19 protein-coding genes are annotated in these 20,630 nt (G+C 43.4%); 15 read left to right on the plus strand and 4 right to left on the minus strand.

Annotation, left to right across the window (positions count from 1 at the left end):
* Window positions 1-73: 73 nt before the first annotated feature.
* The 3 genes from H5164_RS18060 to hslR form a co-directional block, all read right to left on the minus strand.
* On the minus strand, window positions 74-1,630 hold the full coding sequence (locus H5164_RS18060; protein ID WP_124017730.1) for a phosphoenolpyruvate carboxykinase: 1,557 nt from the start codon (window positions 1,628-1,630) through the stop codon (window positions 74-76).
* A 253-nt stretch (window positions 1,631-1,883) separates the two neighbouring features.
* Window positions 1,884-2,744: an Hsp33 family molecular chaperone HslO gene (hslO, locus tag H5164_RS18065; RefSeq protein WP_124017729.1), complete on the minus strand. Its 861-nt coding sequence runs from the start codon at window positions 2,742-2,744 to the stop codon at window positions 1,884-1,886.
* A gap of 25 nt (window positions 2,745-2,769) precedes the next feature.
* A complete protein-coding gene (gene hslR, locus H5164_RS18070) occupies window positions 2,770-3,168 on the minus strand; it encodes a ribosome-associated heat shock protein Hsp15 (protein WP_182757244.1) in 399 nt (132 codons plus the stop codon).
* Between the two features lie 264 nt (window positions 3,169-3,432).
* Between hslR and gspC the strand changes: the two genes are divergently transcribed.
* From gspC to H5164_RS18130, 12 genes are all read left to right on the plus strand, one after another.
* Window positions 3,433-4,347, plus strand: a complete 915-nt coding sequence (gene gspC, locus H5164_RS18075) for a type II secretion system protein GspC (RefSeq protein ID WP_124017727.1) — start codon at window positions 3,433-3,435, stop codon at window positions 4,345-4,347.
* A gap of 24 nt (window positions 4,348-4,371) precedes the next feature.
* The gene (gene gspD / locus H5164_RS18080; RefSeq protein WP_182757245.1) at window positions 4,372-6,498 is read left to right on the plus strand and encodes a type II secretion system secretin GspD; all 2,127 of its coding nucleotides are present in this window, start codon (window positions 4,372-4,374) and stop codon (window positions 6,496-6,498) included.
* Window positions 6,491-8,050: a type II secretion system ATPase GspE gene (gene gspE, locus H5164_RS18085; RefSeq protein WP_124017725.1), complete on the plus strand. Its 1,560-nt coding sequence runs from the start codon at window positions 6,491-6,493 to the stop codon at window positions 8,048-8,050. The genes gspD and gspE overlap by 8 nt, the downstream gene beginning before the upstream one ends.
* Before the next feature lie 3 nt (window positions 8,051-8,053).
* Window positions 8,054-9,286, plus strand: coding sequence for a type II secretion system inner membrane protein GspF (gspF, locus tag H5164_RS18090; RefSeq protein ID WP_124017724.1), 1,233 nt, complete (start codon window positions 8,054-8,056; stop codon window positions 9,284-9,286).
* Between the two features lie 86 nt (window positions 9,287-9,372).
* Window positions 9,373-9,807: a type II secretion system major pseudopilin GspG gene (gene gspG / locus H5164_RS18095; protein WP_124017723.1), complete on the plus strand. Its 435-nt coding sequence runs from the start codon at window positions 9,373-9,375 to the stop codon at window positions 9,805-9,807.
* 1 nt (window position 9,808) lies between these two features.
* Entirely contained in the window at window positions 9,809-10,381 is a 573-nt protein-coding gene (gspH, locus tag H5164_RS18100; RefSeq protein WP_124017722.1) for a type II secretion system minor pseudopilin GspH, read from the plus strand.
* On the plus strand, window positions 10,374-10,796 hold the full coding sequence (gspI, locus tag H5164_RS18105) for a type II secretion system minor pseudopilin GspI (protein ID WP_259395689.1): 423 nt from the start codon (window positions 10,374-10,376) through the stop codon (window positions 10,794-10,796). The genes gspH and gspI overlap by 8 nt, the downstream gene beginning before the upstream one ends.
* A complete protein-coding gene (gene gspJ / locus H5164_RS18110) occupies window positions 10,777-11,490 on the plus strand; it encodes a type II secretion system minor pseudopilin GspJ (protein ID WP_124017721.1) in 714 nt (237 codons plus the stop codon). Before gspI ends, gspJ begins: the two co-directional genes overlap by 20 nt.
* Window positions 11,490-12,476 (plus strand): type II secretion system minor pseudopilin GspK, encoded by a 987-nt coding sequence (gspK, locus tag H5164_RS18115; protein WP_124017720.1) that lies wholly within the window; start codon window positions 11,490-11,492, stop codon window positions 12,474-12,476. The genes gspJ and gspK overlap by 1 nt, the downstream gene beginning before the upstream one ends.
* A 50-nt stretch (window positions 12,477-12,526) precedes the next feature.
* On the plus strand, window positions 12,527-13,738 hold the full coding sequence (gene gspL, locus H5164_RS18120) for a type II secretion system protein GspL (protein ID WP_182757246.1): 1,212 nt from the start codon (window positions 12,527-12,529) through the stop codon (window positions 13,736-13,738).
* 1 nt (window position 13,739) lies between these two features.
* Window positions 13,740-14,216, plus strand: coding sequence for a type II secretion system protein M (locus tag H5164_RS18125; RefSeq protein ID WP_124017718.1), 477 nt, complete (start codon window positions 13,740-13,742; stop codon window positions 14,214-14,216).
* A 9-nt stretch (window positions 14,217-14,225) separates the two neighbouring features.
* Window positions 14,226-14,987: a type II secretion system protein N gene (locus H5164_RS18130; protein ID WP_182757247.1), complete on the plus strand. Its 762-nt coding sequence runs from the start codon at window positions 14,226-14,228 to the stop codon at window positions 14,985-14,987.
* 146 nt (window positions 14,988-15,133) lie between these two features.
* Here H5164_RS18130 and yrfG read toward each other — a convergent pair whose 3' ends face one another.
* Complete coding sequence (gene yrfG / locus H5164_RS18135) at window positions 15,134-15,799, minus strand: GMP/IMP nucleotidase (RefSeq protein WP_182757248.1); 666 nt, start codon at window positions 15,797-15,799, stop codon at window positions 15,134-15,136.
* 202 nt (window positions 15,800-16,001) lie between these two features.
* Between yrfG and H5164_RS18140 the strand changes: the two genes are divergently transcribed.
* From H5164_RS18140 to H5164_RS20100, 3 genes are all read left to right on the plus strand, one after another.
* Entirely contained in the window at window positions 16,002-16,574 is a 573-nt protein-coding gene (locus H5164_RS18140) for a GNAT family N-acetyltransferase (RefSeq protein WP_182757249.1), read from the plus strand.
* A gap of 198 nt (window positions 16,575-16,772) precedes the next feature.
* Window positions 16,773-17,372, plus strand: a complete 600-nt coding sequence (locus H5164_RS18145; protein WP_182757250.1) for a phage tail protein — start codon at window positions 16,773-16,775, stop codon at window positions 17,370-17,372.
* Between the two features lie 94 nt (window positions 17,373-17,466).
* Window positions 17,467-20,630, plus strand: a 3,164-nt coding sequence (locus H5164_RS20100) for a fibronectin type III domain-containing protein (RefSeq protein ID WP_259396864.1), incomplete at its 3' end; no start/stop codon positions are given.

Raw genomic sequence — 20,630 nt, forward strand, 5'->3', positions numbered from 1 at the left:
AAAAATCCCAACCGAAGTTGGGATTTTAGGCATGACATCGCATTATGTTAATTGCGAATTATTGCTGGCTTGTTTAGACGTTTGGGCCAGCATTTTTGATTGCTTCAGACACTTTATATTTAGCAAAGTTGTCACTGAACTCTTGTGCTAGTTGTTGTGCGTATTTGTCATAATCAGCTTTATTTTCCCATGTATTAACTGGGTTGAGTAAAGCGGTATCTACGCCCGATACACTAACAGGTACATTTAGGTTGAGTTTATCGATATGCACTGTGGCAACATCTTTTAATTCACCACTTACAATAGCGTCAACAATGGCGCGAGTGGTTGGAATATCAAAACGTTTGCCTACACCGTGTGGACCACCCGTCCAGCCGGTGTTAACAAGGTAAACTTGGCTACCAAACGACTCAATGCGCTTCATTAGCAGCTCGGCATACACACCTGCAGGACGTGGGAAGAATGGTGCACCAAAGCATGTTGAGAACGTTGACTGGATTGCCGATGTTGAGCCCATTTCTGTTGAGCCCACTTTTGCGGTATAGCCCGATAAGAAGTGATACGCTGCTTGCTCTTTGCTTAACACTGACACTGGCGGTAATACACCTGAGACATCACAGGTTAAAAACACAACGGCATGAGGTTCGGCACCACGGTTATCTTCTTTACGCTGAGCAATATGCTCTAAAGGATAGGCTGCACGACTGTTTTCGGTCAGGCTAGTGTCTTTATAGTCAGGCACTCGCTGTTCATTCAGAACGACGTTTTCCAACACAGTTCCAAAACGAATCGCATCCCAAATCACTGGTTCATTTTTCTGGCTCAGGTCGATACATTTAGCATAACAACCACCTTCGATATTAAACACGCCACCCGGAGCCCAGCCGTGTTCATCATCACCAATTAAGAAGCGTTTTGGATCAGCGGATAGGGTTGTCTTACCTGTACCCGATAAACCGAAAAATAATGTGGTATCACCATCATGGCCAACATTGGCCGAGCAATGCATTGGTAATACACCTTTAGCAGGTAATAAGAAGTTCTGTACTGAGAACATCGACTTCTTCATTTCGCCAGCGTATTTTAAGCCAGCAAGCAGCACTTTTCTCTCGGCAAAGTTAAGAATAACCGCCGCGTCAGAATGGGTGCCATCACGATCAGGTTCACACACAAACCCAGGCGCATTGATAATTTGCCATGTGTCTTTGTTGCCACGATTAAAGCTTTCTGGCGCGATGAATAAGTTACGAGCAAACAGCTGATGCCAAGCATATTCAGTGGTTACACGCACTGGAATATAATGATCATCATCAGCGCCGACTTCAAGTTCAGACGTAAATAACTCTTTGTCTGCAAGGTAAGCTTCTACACGGCCCCATAATGCATCGAATTTACCCGCTTCAAATGGACGGTTTACTTTGCCCCATTCAATATCCGCTTCTGTATTTGCCTCTTTGACAATAAAACGGTCATTAGGCGAGCGACCTGTTCTTTCTCCTGTTTTGGCCACTAAGGCACCATTCGCGGTGAGCTGACCTTCTCCACGAAGAAGCGCTATTTCTACCAGCTGTGCTGTCGTAGGGTTAAGGTGAACGCGGTTAGATACATCCGCCATAGTGTTGATCTCCATGTCTTTTAGGTCGTGTTTCGCAGTGAATCGCTATTGGGGTTAGGTGTTCAAACTTAGCTTGATATTATTTTTTGCGCGGAGGCTATAAGCTAATGTCAGGGATTGTAACGCAAGTTAATGTTTTGGTAACGAACAGTTTGGTAATATTTTTGAAAGTTATTTTGTTTTGAGGGGGTTTTTAGTGATTTTTAAGGCAAAAAAAGCGCATTGCGCGCTTTTTTGTCATGGGTTACGTAGGTTGTAACGGTATGAGTTACTGTTTTGACTGACTACTATGGCTGCCCGAATATAGTGCGGCAATATCTATTGCGTCAAAAGCGTATTTTGCTGTGCAGTATTCGCAATCCATTTCGATTTTGCCATCTTCAGCCAAAATGGCCTCAACTTCATGTTGTGATAAGGTCTTGATAGCAGCGCCACTGCGTTCATATGAGCAGCTACATTTAAAGGTAACATCAACAGGGTCAAATAAACGTACTTCTTCTTGATGATACAAGCGATGTAATACCTGTTCAGCATCCAGTGTAAATAGCTCTTCTGCTTTAATTGTAGCGGTCAATGCTGCTAGATGTTCAAAATCATCCGTTTGATCTGACTTTGATGGCAATACTTGCAGCAGCATACCTGCAGCTTGTTTGCCGTTAGCAAATAACTGAATTTGAGTCGGTAATTGCTCTGATTGATTAAAATATTCTTCTAAACATGCGGCTAGATTGACATGGTCTAGTGATACGATACCTTGATAACGTTCACCTTCATCAGGTGTTAAGGTGATCACCATGTAGCCTTTACCAAACATTTCCTGCAGGCTCGCATCATCTGCAATATCATCATTCCAACGGGCAACACCACGTAAAACTTGCTTATTGTTACCATTAATTACCGCTAAAGAAACCGGGCCATCGCCTTGTAACTGCACGCTAATATCGCCATTAAATTTAATGGTGGCGGTCAGTAATGATGTTGCCGCCATTAACTCACCAATTAGATGCTCTATTGCCACGGGATAAGTATGTGCAGAAAGCACTTCTTGGTAGCTATTTTCTAATTGGACTATTTCGCCACGCACATCGACGTTATCAAAAATGTAGCGATGTAAAATATCGTTGTTCATTTGTATTCTCTTACTCTTTGGGCGCTTAGTAGTCTTTAAAGCGCATAATCTGTCGTCTTTGTTTTTTATCCGGTTTATGATCTGGGGCCGGATTGTTCAATATATTTAACCGTCTTGCTTCAGCGTTTATAATCCGTTTATTGATGCTTTCTGGTGTTTCTTCGTATAGGGTTTGCGCTACATTGGCGCTTTGTCTATGACCAGATAATTGGATGACAAAAACCTCTTTATCATCATTACCTTGACGAAGACGGATTTTTGCACCGACTTCTGCATTCTTACTGGATTTAGTCCGTTGGCCGTTGTAATGTACTTTACCGCCATTGATCATGTCTTTTGCGATAGCGCGGGTTTTATAAAAACGTGCCGCCCATAACCATTTGTCGAGCCGAATAACGCTTTTTTCGGGCTGAGTTTGAGTCAAATGACCTCCAAAACAGGGATGATTTCACAGACTGAGTAACCTAACTGCCATACAATGTGTGTATTATCGTAATAGAGGGCAATATTATGGCTCTTTTATGGTCGCAAAGTTAGCATATTTGATGGAGATTCGCCAATCGATATGCTCTGGGGTTGTCGCTTTATCCTGTGTGAGTTAGCATGACGACTTCACATATATTTAACGAATTTTATTAACAATTAGAACAGAGACCTGTACCAAGGCGTATAGAGGGTCCAATAACATATGGATTTATTAGATAAACTGATCACCAACGCAGCAAAAATACCGCATAAACGATTGAGTATGATTGTATTTTGGCTGGGATTGATCATTGTGTTGCTACTCGCAGCACAAATCACATGGAAGTTGATGCCAGTATCATCGCAATCTGCGGTGTGGCAACCATCCCCCATCTCTGCGGGCACTGCAAAGCGTATTGAGCTTGCCGGTGTGCGTGATCTATTTCTTTTTGGCCGCTTAGACAATAATAACGACAAGCCTAAAGTTGAAGTCGTAGAGCAAATAACAGATGCACCTAAAACAAACTTGTCAATTCAATTGACGGGAGTTGTTGCATCCACCGAGGAAGCTCAAGGCTTAGCCGTCATTGAATCAAGTGGTCAACAAGAAACGTATAGTTTAGGCGATAAAATTAAAGGGACTTCGGCTTCTTTAAAAGAGGTTTATGCTGACAGGATCATTATCAGTAACAGTGGCCGTTATGAAACCTTAATGCTTGATGGGCTTCAATACACCACACAAGGTGCGGCAAACACCCAGCTACAACAAGCTAAAGTTGATCAACAGGTCACTCGAGTTGATCGTCGCGATAATGAACGTTTTTCTGAAGATCTGTCTAATTCTCGTGACGAGTTGCTAGCAGACCCCAGTAAAATTACAGACTTTTTAGCTATTTCACCGGTACGTAATGGTGATGAATTAGCGGGTTACCGTTTAAACCCTGGCAAAGACGTCGCATTGTTTAAGCAAGCGGGTTTTCAGGCTAATGATTTAGCCAAATCAATAAATGGATTTGATCTGACCGATATGGGTCAGGCATTAGAAGTGATGGCACAATTGCCTGAGCTCACCGAAATGGCTGTCATGGTTGAGCGTGAAGGGCAGTTGGTCGAAATCATGTTTAGTTTGCCAGAATAATTTGGCGTTAGAGGATTGAGTAGAATGAATAATAAAGGGATCCGACATAAGATTATTGCTGGAATGCTGATGGGAGCTGCGATGATAGCAGCACCAAGTGCTTGGTCGGAACAATATGCCGCCAATTTTAAGGGCACTGACATTCAAGAGTTTATTAATATTGTCGGTAAAAACCTCAATAAAACCATTATTGTAGATCCAACCGTACGTGGCAAAATCAATGTCCGCAGTTACGATTTACTCAATGATGATCAATATTACCAATTCTTCCTTAACGTACTTCAAGTGTATGGTTATGCCGTGGTTGAAATGGAAAACCATGTCATTAAAGTGATTAAAGATAAAGATGCCAAAATGGCTGCTATTCGGGTTGCCGATGACAAAGCTCCAGGTGTCGGCGATGAAATGGTTACCCGTATCGTGCCTTTATACAATTCTGAAGCTAAGCAGCTCGCACCATTACTTCGACAGTTAAATGATAATGCTGGTGGCGGTAACGTCGTCAACTATGACCAATCAAATGTACTAATGATTTCTGGCCGTGCAGCGGTAGTCAACAAGCTGGTAGAAATTGTTCGTAGAGTCGATAAGCAAGGCGATACAGATGTGCAAGTAGTGGCATTAGACTATGCCTCTGCAGGTGAGATAGTTCGAATTGTAGATACTCTTTATCGTTCCAGTGCTAATCAATCACAACTTCCAGGTCAAGCACCTAAAGTGGTCGCGGATGAACGCATGAATGCGGTGATTGTCAGCGGCGATGAGAAAAGCCGCCAGCGTGTGATTGAACTGATTAAGCGTCTCGATGCCGAACAAGCGAGTACCGGTAACACCAAAGTCCGTTATTTACGTTACGCCAAGGCAGAAGACTTAGTTGAAGTATTAACTGGTTTTGCACAAAATTTACAAGACAATAAAGAGGGCGCTAGTGCCCAAGGCAACTCAAGTAAGCGTCGTAGTGATATCAATATTATGGCCCACAGTGACACTAACTCTTTGGTGATTAGTGCTGAGCCCGATCAACTGCGTACTATTGAAAGTGTGATTAATCAGCTTGATATTCGCCGTGCGCAAGTGCTTGTTGAAGCCATTATTGTTGAAATAGCCGAAGGCGACAACGTTGGTTTTGGCGTGCAATGGGGTAGCGAAGCGGGTGGACTGACTCAGTTTAACAATATCGGTCCAACGATTGGTGAAGTGGGTGCCGGGATCTGGGCGGCGCGTGAAACCGATGGCACTACCGTAACCACTACTTCTGGTACTGAGTCTAATACTGTTGTTAATCCAACGACTGAAGGCGACTTTACGTTGATCGCGCAAGCACTCGGCAAAGTAAATGGTATGGCATGGGGCGTGACGACAGGTAACTTTGCCGCGTTAATCCAAGCCGTTTCAAGTGATACTAATTCAAACGTATTAGCCACACCGTCGATTACTACGCTCGATAACCAAGAGGCGTCGTTTATAGTCGGTGATGAAGTGCCCATTATTACTGGTTCAACCTCAAGCTCTAATAATGACAACCCTTTCCAAACGGTAGAACGAAAGGAAGTGGGGGTTAAGCTGAAAGTCGTACCGCAAATTAACGAAGGTTCATCGGTTAAATTAACTATCGAACAAGAAGTGTCGGGTGTTAATGGTAACACTGGCGTAGACATCAGTTTCTCTACACGCCGTTTAACCACTACTGTCATGGCAGATTCAGGCCAAATTGTCGTCTTGGGCGGTTTAATTAACGAAGAAGTTCAAGAAAGTATTCAAAAAGTGCCAATTCTTGGTGATATTCCTTTTATTGGTCATTTATTTAAGTCTTCTTCTAGCAAGAAAACCAAAAAGAATCTGATGATTTTCATCAAGCCCACTATTATCCGTGATGGCATTACAATGGAAGGTATTGCCGGGCGCAAATATAATTACTTCAGAGCATTGCAGCTGGAACAACAAGCGCGTGGTATTAACTTAATGCCAAAGACTCAAGTACCTGTATTAGATGAGTGGAACCAAGAAAATTATATACCGGACGACGTCAACGACATGCTTGATCGCTATAAAAGCGGCAAAGGATTGAGTACTGATATGCGTGATTCAGATCCCGCTTTACGTACCATCGATGAAAACATGCAAAAGGACAAGGCTCAAAACAATGACTGATAGCGTGATAACTGAGCCATTAGCCCAAGTATCTAGTGACGTTGCCATGGAAGTGGTCGAAGGTGATGGGGTTTTTCACTCCAACAGTAAAGAACGTTTGCCGTTCGCCTTTTCACATCGCTTTCAATTAGTGTTAGCGAAAGATAACGATCAGCTTTGTCTTTTTTATACTGATAAAACGCCGCTCAGTGCCATGCTAGAAGTACGGCGCTATGCGGGTGTTGAGTTACCGTTGATTAAGCTAGAAGTGGCTAAGTTTGAGGCTAAATTAACTCAAGCATATCAAGCTAACTCCTCTGAAGCTCAACAGCTTATGGAAGATATCGGTAACGAGATGGACTTATTCACTCTGGCCGAAGAATTACCGCAAACCGAAGATTTGCTTGAAGGCGATGATGACGCACCAATTATTAAATTAATTAATGCGTTATTGTCTGAAGCCATTAAAGAAGAAGCCTCAGACATTCACATCGAAACCTATGAGAAACAATTAATTGTTCGTTTCCGTATTGATGGTGTGTTGAAAGAAGTATTAAAGCCAAATCGTAAGTTGTCATCTTTGTTGGTGTCGCGGATTAAAGTGATGGCGCGCTTAGATATTGCCGAAAAACGCCTCCCACAAGATGGACGTATTTCGCTGCGTATTGCTGGTCGTGCTGTCGATGTGCGGGTATCAACTATGCCATCGAGTCATGGTGAGCGCGTGGTAATGCGTTTACTGGACAAAAATACCGGTAACTTAGACTTACAACAACTGGGTATGACACCAGGCATTCGTGAAAAATTCGATGAACTAATTCGTAAACCTCACGGAATTATTCTTGTTACAGGGCCTACCGGTTCTGGTAAAAGTACCACCTTGTACGCTGGGTTAACGGAAATTAATTCTAAAGATACCAATATTTTAACCGTTGAAGATCCGATTGAATATGAATTAGAGGGCGTTGGTCAAACTCAGGTCAATACTAAGGTCGACATGACTTTTGCTCGTGGATTACGCGCAATTTTACGTCAAGATCCTGATGTGGTGATGATTGGTGAAATTCGTGATTTAGAAACCGCGCAAATTGCGGTGCAAGCATCATTAACCGGTCACTTAGTGATTTCAACTTTACATACCAATACCGCATCAGGGGCTATTACCCGTTTGCAAGATATGGGTGTAGAACCCTTTCTAGTGTCATCTAGTTTGCTTGGCGTACTCGCTCAGCGTCTAATTCGTACTTTATGCCCACAGTGTAAAGAAGCACATGAGCCTGATGAACGTGAACGTGAGTTACTGGGTATTACTGCGAACGACACGCGGATTATTTATCGCGCTAAAGGGTGTAAGGCTTGTGGCCAAAATGGTTATCGTGGTCGAACCGGTATTCATGAGTTACTTATCGTTGACGACAATGTCCGTGAGTTAATTCATGGCGGCAGGGGCGAATTAGCCATTGAAAAATATGTGCGTAAATCGATTCCAAGTATCCGCCATGACGGTATGAGTAAAGTACTCTCCGGTGTGACCACCCTAGAAGAAGTATTGCGAGTGACACGCGAGGAGTAATCAATGGCGGCGTTTGAATACAAAGCCCTTGATAGCAAAGGCAAACAACAAAAAGGTGTGATTGAAGCTGATACGGCACGCCATGCAAGAAGCCAGCTGCGTGAGCAGCGTCTTATGCCACTGGAACTTCTGCCGGTTAACGAGAAAGAAGCTCGCTCACAGCGTGGTGGGTTTAATCTCGCGAACGTGTTTAAAAAACGTATATCTGTTGCCGAACTGGCCCTGATCACGCGCCAAATTGCGACACTGGTAGCTGCGGGCTTACCGATTGAAGAAGCACTAAAAGCGGTTGGACAACAGTCTGAAAAAGATCGTTTAGGCAGCATGATTATGGCGGTGCGATCTCGAGTGGTTGAGGGTTACACCTTAGCTGACTCAATGGCTGAATTTCCGCATGTATTTGATGATTTATACCGTGCAATGGTGGCATCCGGTGAGAAATCAGGCCATCTAGAAGTGGTACTTAATCGCTTAGCTGATTACACCGAACGCCGTCAACAGCTCAAAACAAAGCTAACACAAGCCATGATATATCCCATCGTATTGACTGTGGTCGCCATTGGCGTGATAGCCGTGTTATTGGCGGCTGTAGTACCTAAGGTTGTTGGCCAATTTGAACATATGGGCCAAGAGTTACCTGGCACGACCCAGTTTTTAATACTCGCATCGGATTTTGTGCAGCATTGGGGCGTGGTGGTGGTACTGATTATCTTCGGTTGTATGATTGTGTTTCAGCGTATGCTGACTAATCCGCAACTGCGAATGAAATACGACACCGCCTTATTGCAAATGCCCGTTATTGGTAAAGTCAGTAAAGGATTAAATACCGCACGTTTTGCGCGTACATTAAGTATTTTGTCAGCAAGCTCTGTGCCGTTACTTGATGGTATGCGTATTGCCAGCGAAGTATTACAGAATGTCAAAGTGCGTGCCGCCGTTGATGAGGCGACGGCGCGAGTCCGCGAAGGAACTAGTTTGGGGGCTGCGTTGACTAATACTAAGCTATTCCCTGCAATGATGTTGTACATGATTGCGTCAGGGGAAAAAAGTGGTCAATTAGAGAATATGCTTGAACGGGCTGCTGATAACCAAGACCGAGAGTTTGAGTCTAACGTCAACATTGCTTTGGGGGTGTTTGAACCCATGCTAGTCGTGAGTATGGCATCGGTTGTATTATTTATTGTAATGGCTATTCTGCAGCCTATTTTAGAGTTAAACAACTTGATCAGCGGCTAGGGCTAACCTTGACCTTGCTTGGGTAAACCAAGCTTAACACCGATTTTACGCATGAATATATAGACAATTTTTAGAGGAAGTAATCAATGCAACATAATAATAAACAACGTGGTTTCACCTTACTCGAAGTAATGGTGGTGATTGTTATTTTAGGTATTTTAGCGTCAATGGTTGTGCCGAATTTGATGGGGAACAAAGATAAAGCAGATCAACAAAAAGCGGTGTCAGATATTGTTGCGCTAGAAAATGCATTGGATATGTACAAGTTAGATAACAGTATTTACCCAACAACAGAGCAAGGGCTTGATGCTTTAGTGCAAAAGCCTAGCTCGTCGCCAGAGCCGCGTAATTTCCGCGAAGGTGGCTATGTTAAGCGTTTACCACAAGATCCATGGCGCAATGACTATTTACTTTTAAGCCCTGGTGAAAATGGCAAAATTGATATTTTCAGTGCTGGCCCAGATGGACAGCCAGGTTCTGAAGATGATATCGGAAGCTGGAATTTACAAGATTTTCAATAAAATGGCTCAACATCGTCAAGCCGGTTTCACTTTATTAGAAGTGTTAATTGTGGCATTGCTAATGGGTTTGGTTGCCTCAGCGGTAACCTTATCGATTAGTGTTGCTGGACCGGAACAAATGCTCAAAAAACAGGCGCAACGTTTTATGTCTGCCACCGAGATGGTGCTAGATGAAAGCGTATTAAGTGGCCAGTTTATTGGGATTGTGATTGACGAAGATCAATATCAGTTTGTGTTCTACAAAGAAGGCAAATGGATGCCTGTTGATCAAGACCGGCTGTTATCGGCTAAAAAAATGGAGGCCGGTATTACCTTAGATGTGGTGATTGATGGCATGCCATTAGTTCAAGAAGACGAGCAAGATGAGTCGTGGTTTGATGAACCTTTTATCGATGAACCGAGCGAAGAAGAAAAAAAGAAACACCCTGAACCGCAAATTTTATTATTTCCCAGCGGTGAGATGACCCCCTTTGAGCTAGGTTTTAATACGGTTAATGATGACCTTCAGCCCGTTAATGTACTGGTTGTTGGTGATGCGTTAGGCCGCTTAACATTAGGGCGTGTAGATGAGTAAATTCACAGCATATCGACGCCCGCTAAACCTAAGTCATAAGCGTTTATCGACTCGAAACCGTGGTATGACATTACTTGAAGTTATTGTTGCCTTAGCAGTGTTTTCTATTGCAGCAGTATCGGTCACCAAAAGTTTGGGTGAACAAATGGCGAATATGCCCATTTTAGAAGAGCGTACGTTAGCCCAATGGGTGGCCAGTAACCAAATGGTTGATGTGCGATTACCAGGTACTTTTCCAGACATTGGCCAAAAAACCGGTCAGTCAGAACTTGCAGGCCGTGAATGGTATTGGCGTCAAGAAGTGATTAAAACGACAGATGATAAGTTCAGAATGATCCGTATTAGCGTCAGTGACGATGATAAATTTAAGCGTGTTGTTGCCCAGGTGAGTAGTTATGTACATAACAAAGCCTAAGCATTCAAGCGGCTTTACGTTACTGGAAATGCTTATTGCGATTGCGATATTTGCCATGCTGGGGATTGCGGCTAACTCGGTATTGTCGGCGGTGATGAAAAATGATGAAGTGACCCAAGAGTTTGCGACTCGACTTAAGTCATTACAGCAAGGTTTTGGCGCGCTAGAACGTGATCTGGGCCAAATGGTGGCGCGTACACCGCGATCATTTGAAGGCGAACGTAACAATCGATTTTTCCAAGTTGGTGACAATATTCTCGACTCAGAAACCCAAGCATTGGTATTTTACCGTTTAGGCTGGTTAAACCCTGATGGCATGTTACCCAGAGGCAGTTTACAGTCGGTTGCCTATGTAGTTCAAAATGGTCGTCTAGAGCGCTGGTATTATCCTTATCCTGAACCCGTATCGGGTGCAGAGCCACTAAAAAGTGTGGTCATTGATCATGTGTTATCAATTGAGTATTCATTTTATATTGATGATAAATGGCAGAAACAAGTTGATGGAAGCGTAATGCCAAAAGGGATTGCGATGGAAATAGAATTAGAAGGTTTAGGTAAAATCCAGCGTCGATTTTTATTGCCCAAAGGTGCACCAGCGATTAAGTCTGATAAAGACGATCCTAACGATTCAAATAATAAAGAAGACAATAATAGCGAAACTGATCCTAAAATAGATAATGGGAAAAACTCATAATGGGTGGCCAAAAGCAGCGTGGTGTGGCGCTCATCGTGGTTATGTTGATTGTGGCTATGGTAGTGATTATCGCGACCAATATTACCAGTCGTAATCAGCTTTCTATGCGCCGAACGCTTAATTTAGCCCAATATGATCAGGCCTATTGGTATGCGCTTTCTGCCGAAGAGTTGGCGATGAAAGTGCTCAAGCAAGATTTTGAAGATTCAGAAGGTACAGTACATTTACAACAGTACTGGGCGCTAGCGAATGTGGCATTTCCGGCTGAATATGGTGAAATCGTCGGTGAAATACAAGATATGCGGGCATGTTTTAACATTAATGCCGTTGGGCAAGCATCAAAAGAGAATGACAATGGTCAGCCCAAAATGACCGTAGCCGCTAAACAGTTCCAATCGTTACTGATCAGTTTAGGTGTCGATGAGTTTGGTGCAGAGCAGCTGACGTATACTCTAAAAGACTATATTGACGAAGATACGTTATCTGGCCCATACGGGGCTGAGGATGCCGAATATGAGTCGCGTAATGTGCCATATCGTGCAGCCAATACCTTGATGCAACATCGAAGTGAGCTACGTGCTGTAATGGGCTTTAGCCAAAATGTTTATCTGAACATTTTGCCTTATGTGTGTGCAATACCGGGCGAAGATACCCAGTTATTGAATGTGAACACCATTAAAGTTGAGCAAGCCGCTTTACTCGCCGGGATGTTGGAAAATCAAATTTCAGTCAGTGAAGCTGAAAATATTATTAATAATCGCCCAGCTGATGGATATGAAAAAATTGATGACTTTTGGGAAAGTTCGTCTCTGAGTGGCATCAAATCAGAAGCGAACGTAAAGTCGAGTTTTGTGGTCGATAGCAAGTATTTTTTATTAAAAGCTGGCGCCAAAGTCGATAATGCAATATTTAGAATGGAAAGCGTACTTAAGCGCAATGGTAAAGATTTAGATGTGCTCACTAGGCAGTACGGTGGTCAACAATAATAACAAATTCATTGCGTAACAATACGTATTGAGATCGGTGGAGAATAACAGTGTCTGAACGGCTATTTATCCGGTTAGGAAAAACATCAGAACACCCATGTTCATGGCTGGTATGGTCTGAACAAGAGCAAGAAATTATCGCTTCTGGTGAGTTATCTGATGCTGCAAGTCTCAGCACTTTAGCTGATCGCGCGGGTAATCGTCCTGTTGATGTACTTGTGCCTGCGGCCAACATGGCATTGACACAAATTATGTTACCCGAAAAAGGTCAACGCCAAGCATTAAAGGCATTGCCTTACATGCTTGAGGAATCATTAGCGACTAATGTCGATAACATGCACTTTGTGGTGGGCCCTCGTGAAGGTGAACTACTCAATGTGGCTGCGGTTGCGCATGAGCAAATGCAAACATGGCTTCAATGGTTGTATGATGCAGGCTTGAAAGTGAAACGCATCGTGCCAGATTGTTTAGCATTACCGTTAGATCAATGTCGTTGGGCAGCAATGAGTGTTGGTAGTGAATATTTAATCAGAACTTCAGAAGGCGGCGGTGTTAGCGTACCTAAAGCATGGGCTGAATTTGCATTACCGCAGTTATTAGCTCAAACGATGCTAAACCACACCGATGCAGATCCTCTTTTGGTAGCGGGTTATAGTGATGATATTGATTTTGTTGGCGTTACAGTTGAAGCCAAGCCTTTAGATTTACCCATGATGATATTAGCCAAGGGCATCTTAAATGCGCCAATCAACTTATTAAGTGGTATTTATAAACCTAAAAGTGAGTACAGCAAACAGCTATTAACCTGGAAAAATACTGCGATTGTGGTGGTGGTGGCGATTGTTTTAGCATTGACGAATAAAGGTTTAGCTATTCATCAACTTAATAAGCATACCGCTGAGATAGAAGCTCAAAGCGAAATGCTTTTTAAACAATCTGTCCCTGGGGTTAATCGTATCGTTAATATGCGCTCACAAATGGGCAGTGAATTGCGCAGCATGCAAGGCCAAGGCGGTGGTGCAGTATTTTTTGAAATGCTAGATGGATTAAAGCCTGCATTTAGCAAGGTGCCAGAATTAAAACCCAATACTTTGCGTTATGAAGCCAATCGTAATGAATTACGGATGCAAGTGACTGCAAAAAATTATGCTCAAATCGATAAGTTTAAAGAGATTGTCATGAAAGACTACCTCCTCGAAGGTGGAGCCATGAACAGTAACGAAGAAAGCGTTACCAGTACGCTGACGTTAAGGATTAAATAACATGGAAAATATGCGTAGTTGGTGGCAAAGTTTAGCCATTAGAGAGCAACAGCTGGTTGGTTTTTGTGCCGCAATACTGGTGGTCGGTATTTTTTATTGGGGCATTTGGACACCGATTTCCAATGCCCAAGAAACAGCAGAGCGCAATAATAGCGCCGCTCAACAAACGTTAAATTATGTAAAACAAACGGCCAATAAAATTGCTGGTCTGAAACAAGCGGGTGCACAAGCGAAAGTTCGCGGAAGTTTAAGTTCCATTGTTAATCAAACCGCTGGATTATATAAATTAGAGATCACGCGTATGCAGCCGCAAGGCGATAAGATCCAGCTATGGATGGATGATGTACCATTTGATGCGCTACTGGGTTACTTACATGACTTAGTCGAGCAAAAAGGGTTAACGTTAGACAGTGTTGATTTAACGGAATCAGACGTTGCTGGCTTTGTAAAAGTAAGACGTATTCAGCTTTCTCAGTAAGGGTTCTTTGTGAGTTTATTTTCAAAAATAGTCATTGGCGTCATTATTTACCTAGTGTTTTTATTGGTTTATTTACCAGCAAACTGGTTAGTCAGTATTGCTCCGTTATCCAATAATGTTGCCATCAGTGGTGCAGAAGGTACTCTTTGGCAAGGGCAAGCGTCCTTAGTTACCATCGACCAGCGCCAGATAGAGCAAGTCAGTTGGCAATTAAGTCCTTGGGGATTATTAGTTGGTAAAGCTGATATTGATTTTAAAATCGGCAATCGTGCTACGCCAGTGAGCGGTAAAGGCAGTATTAGTTGGTCATTTTCTGGACTGAGAGCAAACAATATTCGTTTTGACCTGCCGGATAGTTTTTTACTCGCAGGCGCTCGTTTACCATTTAAAACCCAAATTGATGGCGATGTAAGCTTAATGGTTGAAATCTTAGAGCAAGGTAAGCCATGGTGTGAGCAATTAAGCGGTAAATTATTTTTAAATAACACCAACGTTAAAAATCAATATGGTGTTTACCCTTTGGGTAACATCTCATTAGGATTGAGTTGTCTTGATGGCCAGTTAAAAATAGCCACAGATGAAACCCAAAACGTATTAGGCTTAACTGGGAGCGCTATTTTAGGCGAGTCAAACTTGGTTAAAGTCAGTGCTAAAATTAAACCGACAGATGCCCAACCTAAAGATTTACGTGAAGCGTTATCATTCTTAGGCCGACAAGATAGCCAAGGATATTATCCTATAAACTATCAAGGTGTTGTGCCTGGTTTGTAATGTTTTGAGTAATGAAAAACTCACGTCTTGATATCACTATCAAGGCGTTTTTTTATATCAATGATAAGTCATCTATACATTTGGTTTATAAACCGACTTTGAGAGAACTCAGCTTTTATATGATGATGATTCAAAGTTATTGCGGGCTATAGCAATAAAAGTGCCGATGATAATAATTGGTAATCAGTAATCGCAGGAAAGTCAGTAAAATCAATATGAGGTTTCTGGCTGTCTGGATTGCTAATTCCGAGTTGATAACCCACGCCTGCTTTTTTCGATGCAGCTAAAATCACTTCGCTGTCATCAATAAATAAACACCGCGATGGATTTAAGTTAAATTTATCAAATGCATATTGCCAAAATTGCGGATGTTCTTTGGGATAACCGCTTTCATGGCTAGACAGCATCAGGTCTAAACCTTGGTCTAAGTTGGTATGGATTAACTTAAGCGCTAAACTTTGCGGGTGTGCATTAGTAAACAATATACGCTGCTTACTTGCTCCTGCTAAAGCACGTAAAAAAGGCATGCTGTCCTGACGGAGTCTGATTCTATCTGCAGATGCATGATGTAATGCCAATATATCGAGGTTTAAATAACCTTGCCAGTAATCAAGGCAATACCAATCTAAGGTTCCCGCCACATCGAGATAAGCCTGTTTGACGAGTAAATTAGCAACGTCAACGCTAATGTTACGTTTTAGGCTCAATTGCTGCGGTACAACTTGTAACCAAAAATGGTTATCAAAGTGTAAATCTAACAGCGTACCATCCATATCGAGCAGCACGGTATCTATGGCATTCCAGTCAAACATTAAATAATCCTTTATCGAAAAAAATTTAATAATCACTTGTTATCATGACTTGTGCTTATCTGATTTTATACTAGTCTTGATAAGAGTTTTTAATATTTATGGACCCTCAAGATATGGATATCTGTTTATTTTCACCACTTCCTCGTGGACATTTCACAAATAATAAATCGTTGCTCACGTTGCCTTATGTCAGGGCATATTAATGTTAAGCCAGTTAAATTCATTATTTGGAATAAGTATACGCCACGCCAGTGATCGTGATGCCATTATTATGGCCGAGCTTTTTTATTCAACTCGCAGCGACTTTTATCAACTTGGGTTACCCCAAATGACAGTTGATATGCTGCTGCAGCAGCAATATCAACTGCAACAAATTTCTTACAAAAGCCATTATCCTAATGCAAAGGATTATATCTTGTGCCAACAATCTGAAGTGATTGGTAAGCTGACGTTGGCGGTTAACCAAGAATACTTGCACCTTGTGGATTTGGTATTAGCGCCAGAAATACGCAGTAAAGGCTTAGGGACTGCTGTCTTAGAGGCGCTCAAACAAGATGCGATAGCGCAAAAAGCTGATATTCGTTTGTCGGTAGCATTGGATAATCCAAGAGCGAAAGCGCTTTACCTACAACAAGGTTTTATCATCCACAGTATTTCACAAACCCATGAAACTATATTGTGGCAATGGCGAGAGCGCATATTGTCGTACGCAAGCTCGATAAATAAGATTAAAGGCAGTCTTGTAAATGCCAGCAGTATTATCAATTTTAATTAATTTAAGTAATTGTAATTATTAATTTTTATATATTAGTATTTTCATTGTTATTTGAATGATTGCTAGTAGTAAGCAGCAAGGGACTCGCTGTCGATAAGCCTCGTTAACTGATTATGTGAATGAAGTATCGGAAGTCCATAGATCCTAAAGTCAATAAAGTTAAATTAGCTTAATCGATATAATCTAAGGAGAGAGACTATGGCAGATCCATTTATTGGTGAAATTATTATGTTTGCGGGCAATTTTGCACCCCGTGGTTGGGCTTTTTGCAACGGGCAATTATTGTCCATTCAAAGCAATCAGGCTTTGTTTGCAATAATAGGTACTACTTATGGGGGGAATGGTACTAACACTTTCGGTTTGCCAAACCTGCAAGGCCGTGTTCCTGTGCATCAAGGCCAAAGCCCTGGCATGAGTCAATATAACCTGGGACAAACGGGGGGGACTGAAAATGTGACATTGACTGCCAATGAATTACCCGCGCATGTTCATTCCGTAGCACTAAATGGAACAGGAAATACGAGCGTTGCATTTGGAGCTTCCTCCGCTAACGGTAATACCGCTACTCCAGGGCCAACCACGGTACCCGCCAAAGTGGTTAGTGGGCTAACTGCTCTTAATGCTTTTAGCTCTACTGCACCAGACACCACACTGTCGCCTGCGACTGCCACCACAACGGTTAACGTAAATGGAAATACTGGTATTGCCGGTAATAATATGCCAGTGCATATCGTGCAACCTTACCAAGTTGTTAATTTCATTATTGCTCTTGAGGGGCTTTTCCCGCCTCGTAATTAAATCTGAAACAATGTGATTTAAATCTGTAAGTGAAAATGCGCGCAGGGATTGTGCGCTACTTGTATTTAAAACAAGCTAATTTAGGGGATATGTCATGCTGCAACATGCCTATAAAATAATTCATGCTTTTAAGAGTATTACGACTAGATTCTGGCATTCTTATTGGAAAATATTCATTGTTGGCAGTTTTTTTGCGATGACCTCCCTCCATGCTAGTGCACAAAACCGTTCTTTTGACTTTACAACTGGTGATACCGTAACGCTGGCAAATGCGGGATCTGCGCTATCTAATCGAACAACATTTACACTGGAGTTTTGGGCCAAATTTACTAACGTCAGTGGGACTATCAATTTAGTGGATTTCACTGGCGGTGCCGATGCCGGTGGCCTCATATTGAACTCAAGTAAACTAACTGTCGATCTTGAGTGTGATTTTGGTTGCCTGACAGAAAGTAATGTGTTGTCGTTAAGCACAGGAACCTGGTATCACATTGCAGTTGTATTTGATAATGGAACTTGGGATTTTTATGTTGATGGCGTCGCACAGGGAATAAACGTTTTAGATCAAGGCGCCCGTAGTAGCGTTCCTAATTATACTGGATTTGGAGTGACCAATCTGTTGTTTGGTATGCAGAACCACGGAGCGGTAGATGATTTCGTCGGTGGTATCGATGATATACGTATGTGGAGTAGTGCGCGCACGCAAGTGCAGATTCAAAATAACCGCAGTATCGAGTTGGTAGGCAATGAATCCGGCCTGCTGGGGTATTGGAAGCTGAATGAAGCCAGCGGTACGACAGTCAACGATAGCCAGACTAATTCCTCCATGTTAACAGGTACTAGCAGCGGTATCGGGTATAACGCAACGGGTGCATTTGTTACCGATTCTGTTGCCCCTACGGTAAGTTCTATCACAGCCAGCACTGCAAACGGTACTTACAAAGTCGGGGACGTTATTAGTGTTCAGGTGAATTTTGATGAAGCAGTATTGGTTACTGGCACACCTCAACTCACACTAGAAACAGGCACCACTGATCGCACCATTAACTACACCAGTGGTAGTAACTCCAGTACGTTGACATTCAGTTACACAGTTCAGTCTGGCGATACTTCGGCCGATTTAGATTATGTTGCGACCAATTCGCTGATGCTAAATAGCGGCACTATTCGCGATGCGGCAAATAACAACGCCACCTTGACCTTGCCTTCTCCCGGTACCGCAAACTCTTTGGGGGCGAATAAAAATATCGTCATCGATGGCGTGGCCCCGACAGTGTCATCTGTTAATGCCAGCACCGCGAACGGCACTTACAAACTGGGCGATATCATTAGTATCCAGGTGAATTTTAATGAAGCCGTGACTGTCACCGGTACCCCGCAACTAACGCTGGATACGGGTACAACGGATAGAACGATTGACTACGCAAGTGGTAGTGGTTCCAGTACGCTGACATTCAACTACACCATTCAGTCCGGCGATACGTCCAGTGACCTAGATTATGTCGCCACTAACTCCTTGGCATTGAATAGCGGAACCATCCGCGATGCCGCTACTAACAATGCGGCCCTCACATTGGCTTCCCCTGGCGCAGCTAATTCACTGGGCAATAATAAAGCGCTGGTAGTGGACGGCCTTGTGCCCTCTGTGACGAGCACCGCACCTGCGGGTGGTGCAGTATCAACAGATACCATTGTTGATTTCACCGTTGACTTCAGCGAATCAGTCAACAACATTTCTACCGATGACTTCGCTCTTGACACTACTGGTGGCGCGACTGGCACTATAGTCAGCGTCTCCGCGAGTTCAGGCTCCAGCTTGACGGTGAGAGTGAGCGGTATTACGGGTAACGGTACTATTAAGCTAAACTTGAATGGCTCTACCAATATTAGTGATGCAGCGGGTAACGCTGGCCCTGCTGCCTATACCAGCGGCTCAACTCATACTGTGGCTATCCCGACAGCCCCATATGCTCCTGCTATTGGCGCTGCAACGGCAGGTATTGGGCAAGCCTCCGTGGCTTTTAGCGCACCAGCAAATAATGGCGGCTCTGTCATAACGGGTTATACAGTGACATCTAACCCTGGTGGCATTAGTGCTGGTGGTAATGGATTTACAACTTCTCCGATAACGGTAACTGGCCTAACGAATGGTACGGCTTACACCTTTACTGTGACGGCAACTAACGCCATTGGAACAAGCTCTGCATCAGGTGTTTCAAATTCAGTGATACCCAAAGTTAACCAGACAATTACCTTTGCTAATCCGGGTGCACAAAATTTCGGCACTAGCCCGACGTTAACTGCAACATCAGATTCATCGTTAACCGTCAGTTTTAGTTCATCGACACCAGCGGTTTGTACAATTACGAGCGGTGGAACCCTGACCTTTGTGTCAACTGGCTCCTGTACCATAGATACAGATCAGTCAGGTGATATTGCCACTAATGCAGCTACTACAGTGACACAATCGTTTACTGTGAATCCGGTCGTTCCCGGTGCGCCTATCATTGGTACCGCTACAGCCGGTAATGCTCAAGTCAGCATCACCTTTGCTGCGCCTGCTGACAATGGTGGTTCGGCGATTACGGCTTATACGGTAACCTCCAGCCTCGGTGCTTTCACGGGTACAGGTGCAGGCTCACCAATTTCAGTGACGGGATTAACCAATGGAGTTGCCTATACCTTTTCAGTGACTGCGACTAATGGAGTAGGTACAGGCTCGTCTTCAGCGGCATCAAACAGTGTTACGCCCAAGGCTGCGCAAACTATTACCTTTGCAAACCCTGGCGCTCAAAATTTTGGTGCTGCGCCAACATTAAGTACTACGGCTACGTCTGGTTTGACACCCACTTTTAGTTCCTCCACTGCAGGTGTTTGTACCATTACCAGTGGCGGCACCTTGAGCTTTGTCACCACAGGCACCTGTACCGTTAATGCCAATCAAGCTGGTAACAGTGCTTATCTACCAGCAGCGCAAGTGAGCCAGAGTTTCTCTGTCAATGCTGTGGTGGCAGGCGCGCCAACTATAGTTACAGCTACTGCAGGTGATACTCAGGCGAATGTCAGCTTCAGCGCTCCAGCTAGCAATGGCGGTGTCGCGATTACTGGTTATACAGTGACCTCAAGCCCAGGCGGTTTGACAGCGAGTGGTACAGGTTCACCATTAACAGTCTTGGGGCTGACTAATGGCACGGCGTATACCTTTAGTGTCACGGCTCAAAGTGCTGCGGGCACCAGTGCCGCGTCGAATGCCTCTAA

It is taken from the genome of Shewanella sp. SG41-3, from assembly GCF_014164545.1.
Classification (GTDB): Bacteria; Pseudomonadota; Gammaproteobacteria; order Enterobacterales; family Shewanellaceae; genus Shewanella; species Shewanella vesiculosa.

What these genes read in the sequence shown, in the direction of transcription:
- H5164_RS18060 (WP_124017730.1), bottom strand. Translation starts at nt 1,630, where the DNA reads ATGGAGATCAACACTATGGCGGATGTATCTAACCGCGTTCACCTTAAC.
- hslO (WP_124017729.1), bottom strand. Translation starts at nt 2,744, where the DNA reads ATGAACAACGATATTTTACATCGCTACATTTTTGATAACGTCGATGTG.
- gspC (WP_124017727.1), top strand. Translation starts at nt 3,433, where the DNA reads ATGGATTTATTAGATAAACTGATCACCAACGCAGCAAAAATACCGCAT.
- gspD (WP_182757245.1), top strand. Translation starts at nt 4,372, where the DNA reads ATGAATAATAAAGGGATCCGACATAAGATTATTGCTGGAATGCTGATG.
- gspE (WP_124017725.1), top strand. Translation starts at nt 6,491, where the DNA reads ATGACTGATAGCGTGATAACTGAGCCATTAGCCCAAGTATCTAGTGAC.
- gspF (WP_124017724.1), top strand. Translation starts at nt 8,054, where the DNA reads ATGGCGGCGTTTGAATACAAAGCCCTTGATAGCAAAGGCAAACAACAA.
- gspG (WP_124017723.1), top strand. Translation starts at nt 9,373, where the DNA reads ATGCAACATAATAATAAACAACGTGGTTTCACCTTACTCGAAGTAATG.
- gspH (WP_124017722.1), top strand. Translation starts at nt 9,809, where the DNA reads ATGGCTCAACATCGTCAAGCCGGTTTCACTTTATTAGAAGTGTTAATT.
- gspI (WP_259395689.1), top strand. Translation starts at nt 10,374, where the DNA reads ATGAGTAAATTCACAGCATATCGACGCCCGCTAAACCTAAGTCATAAG.
- gspJ (WP_124017721.1), top strand. Translation starts at nt 10,777, where the DNA reads ATGTACATAACAAAGCCTAAGCATTCAAGCGGCTTTACGTTACTGGAA.
- gspK (WP_124017720.1), top strand. Translation starts at nt 11,490, where the DNA reads ATGGGTGGCCAAAAGCAGCGTGGTGTGGCGCTCATCGTGGTTATGTTG.
- H5164_RS18125 (WP_124017718.1), top strand. Translation starts at nt 13,740, where the DNA reads ATGGAAAATATGCGTAGTTGGTGGCAAAGTTTAGCCATTAGAGAGCAA.
- yrfG (WP_182757248.1), bottom strand. Translation starts at nt 15,799, where the DNA reads ATGTTTGACTGGAATGCCATAGATACCGTGCTGCTCGATATGGATGGT.
- H5164_RS18140 (WP_182757249.1), top strand. Translation starts at nt 16,002, where the DNA reads ATGTTAAGCCAGTTAAATTCATTATTTGGAATAAGTATACGCCACGCC.
- H5164_RS18145 (WP_182757250.1), top strand. Translation starts at nt 16,773, where the DNA reads ATGGCAGATCCATTTATTGGTGAAATTATTATGTTTGCGGGCAATTTT.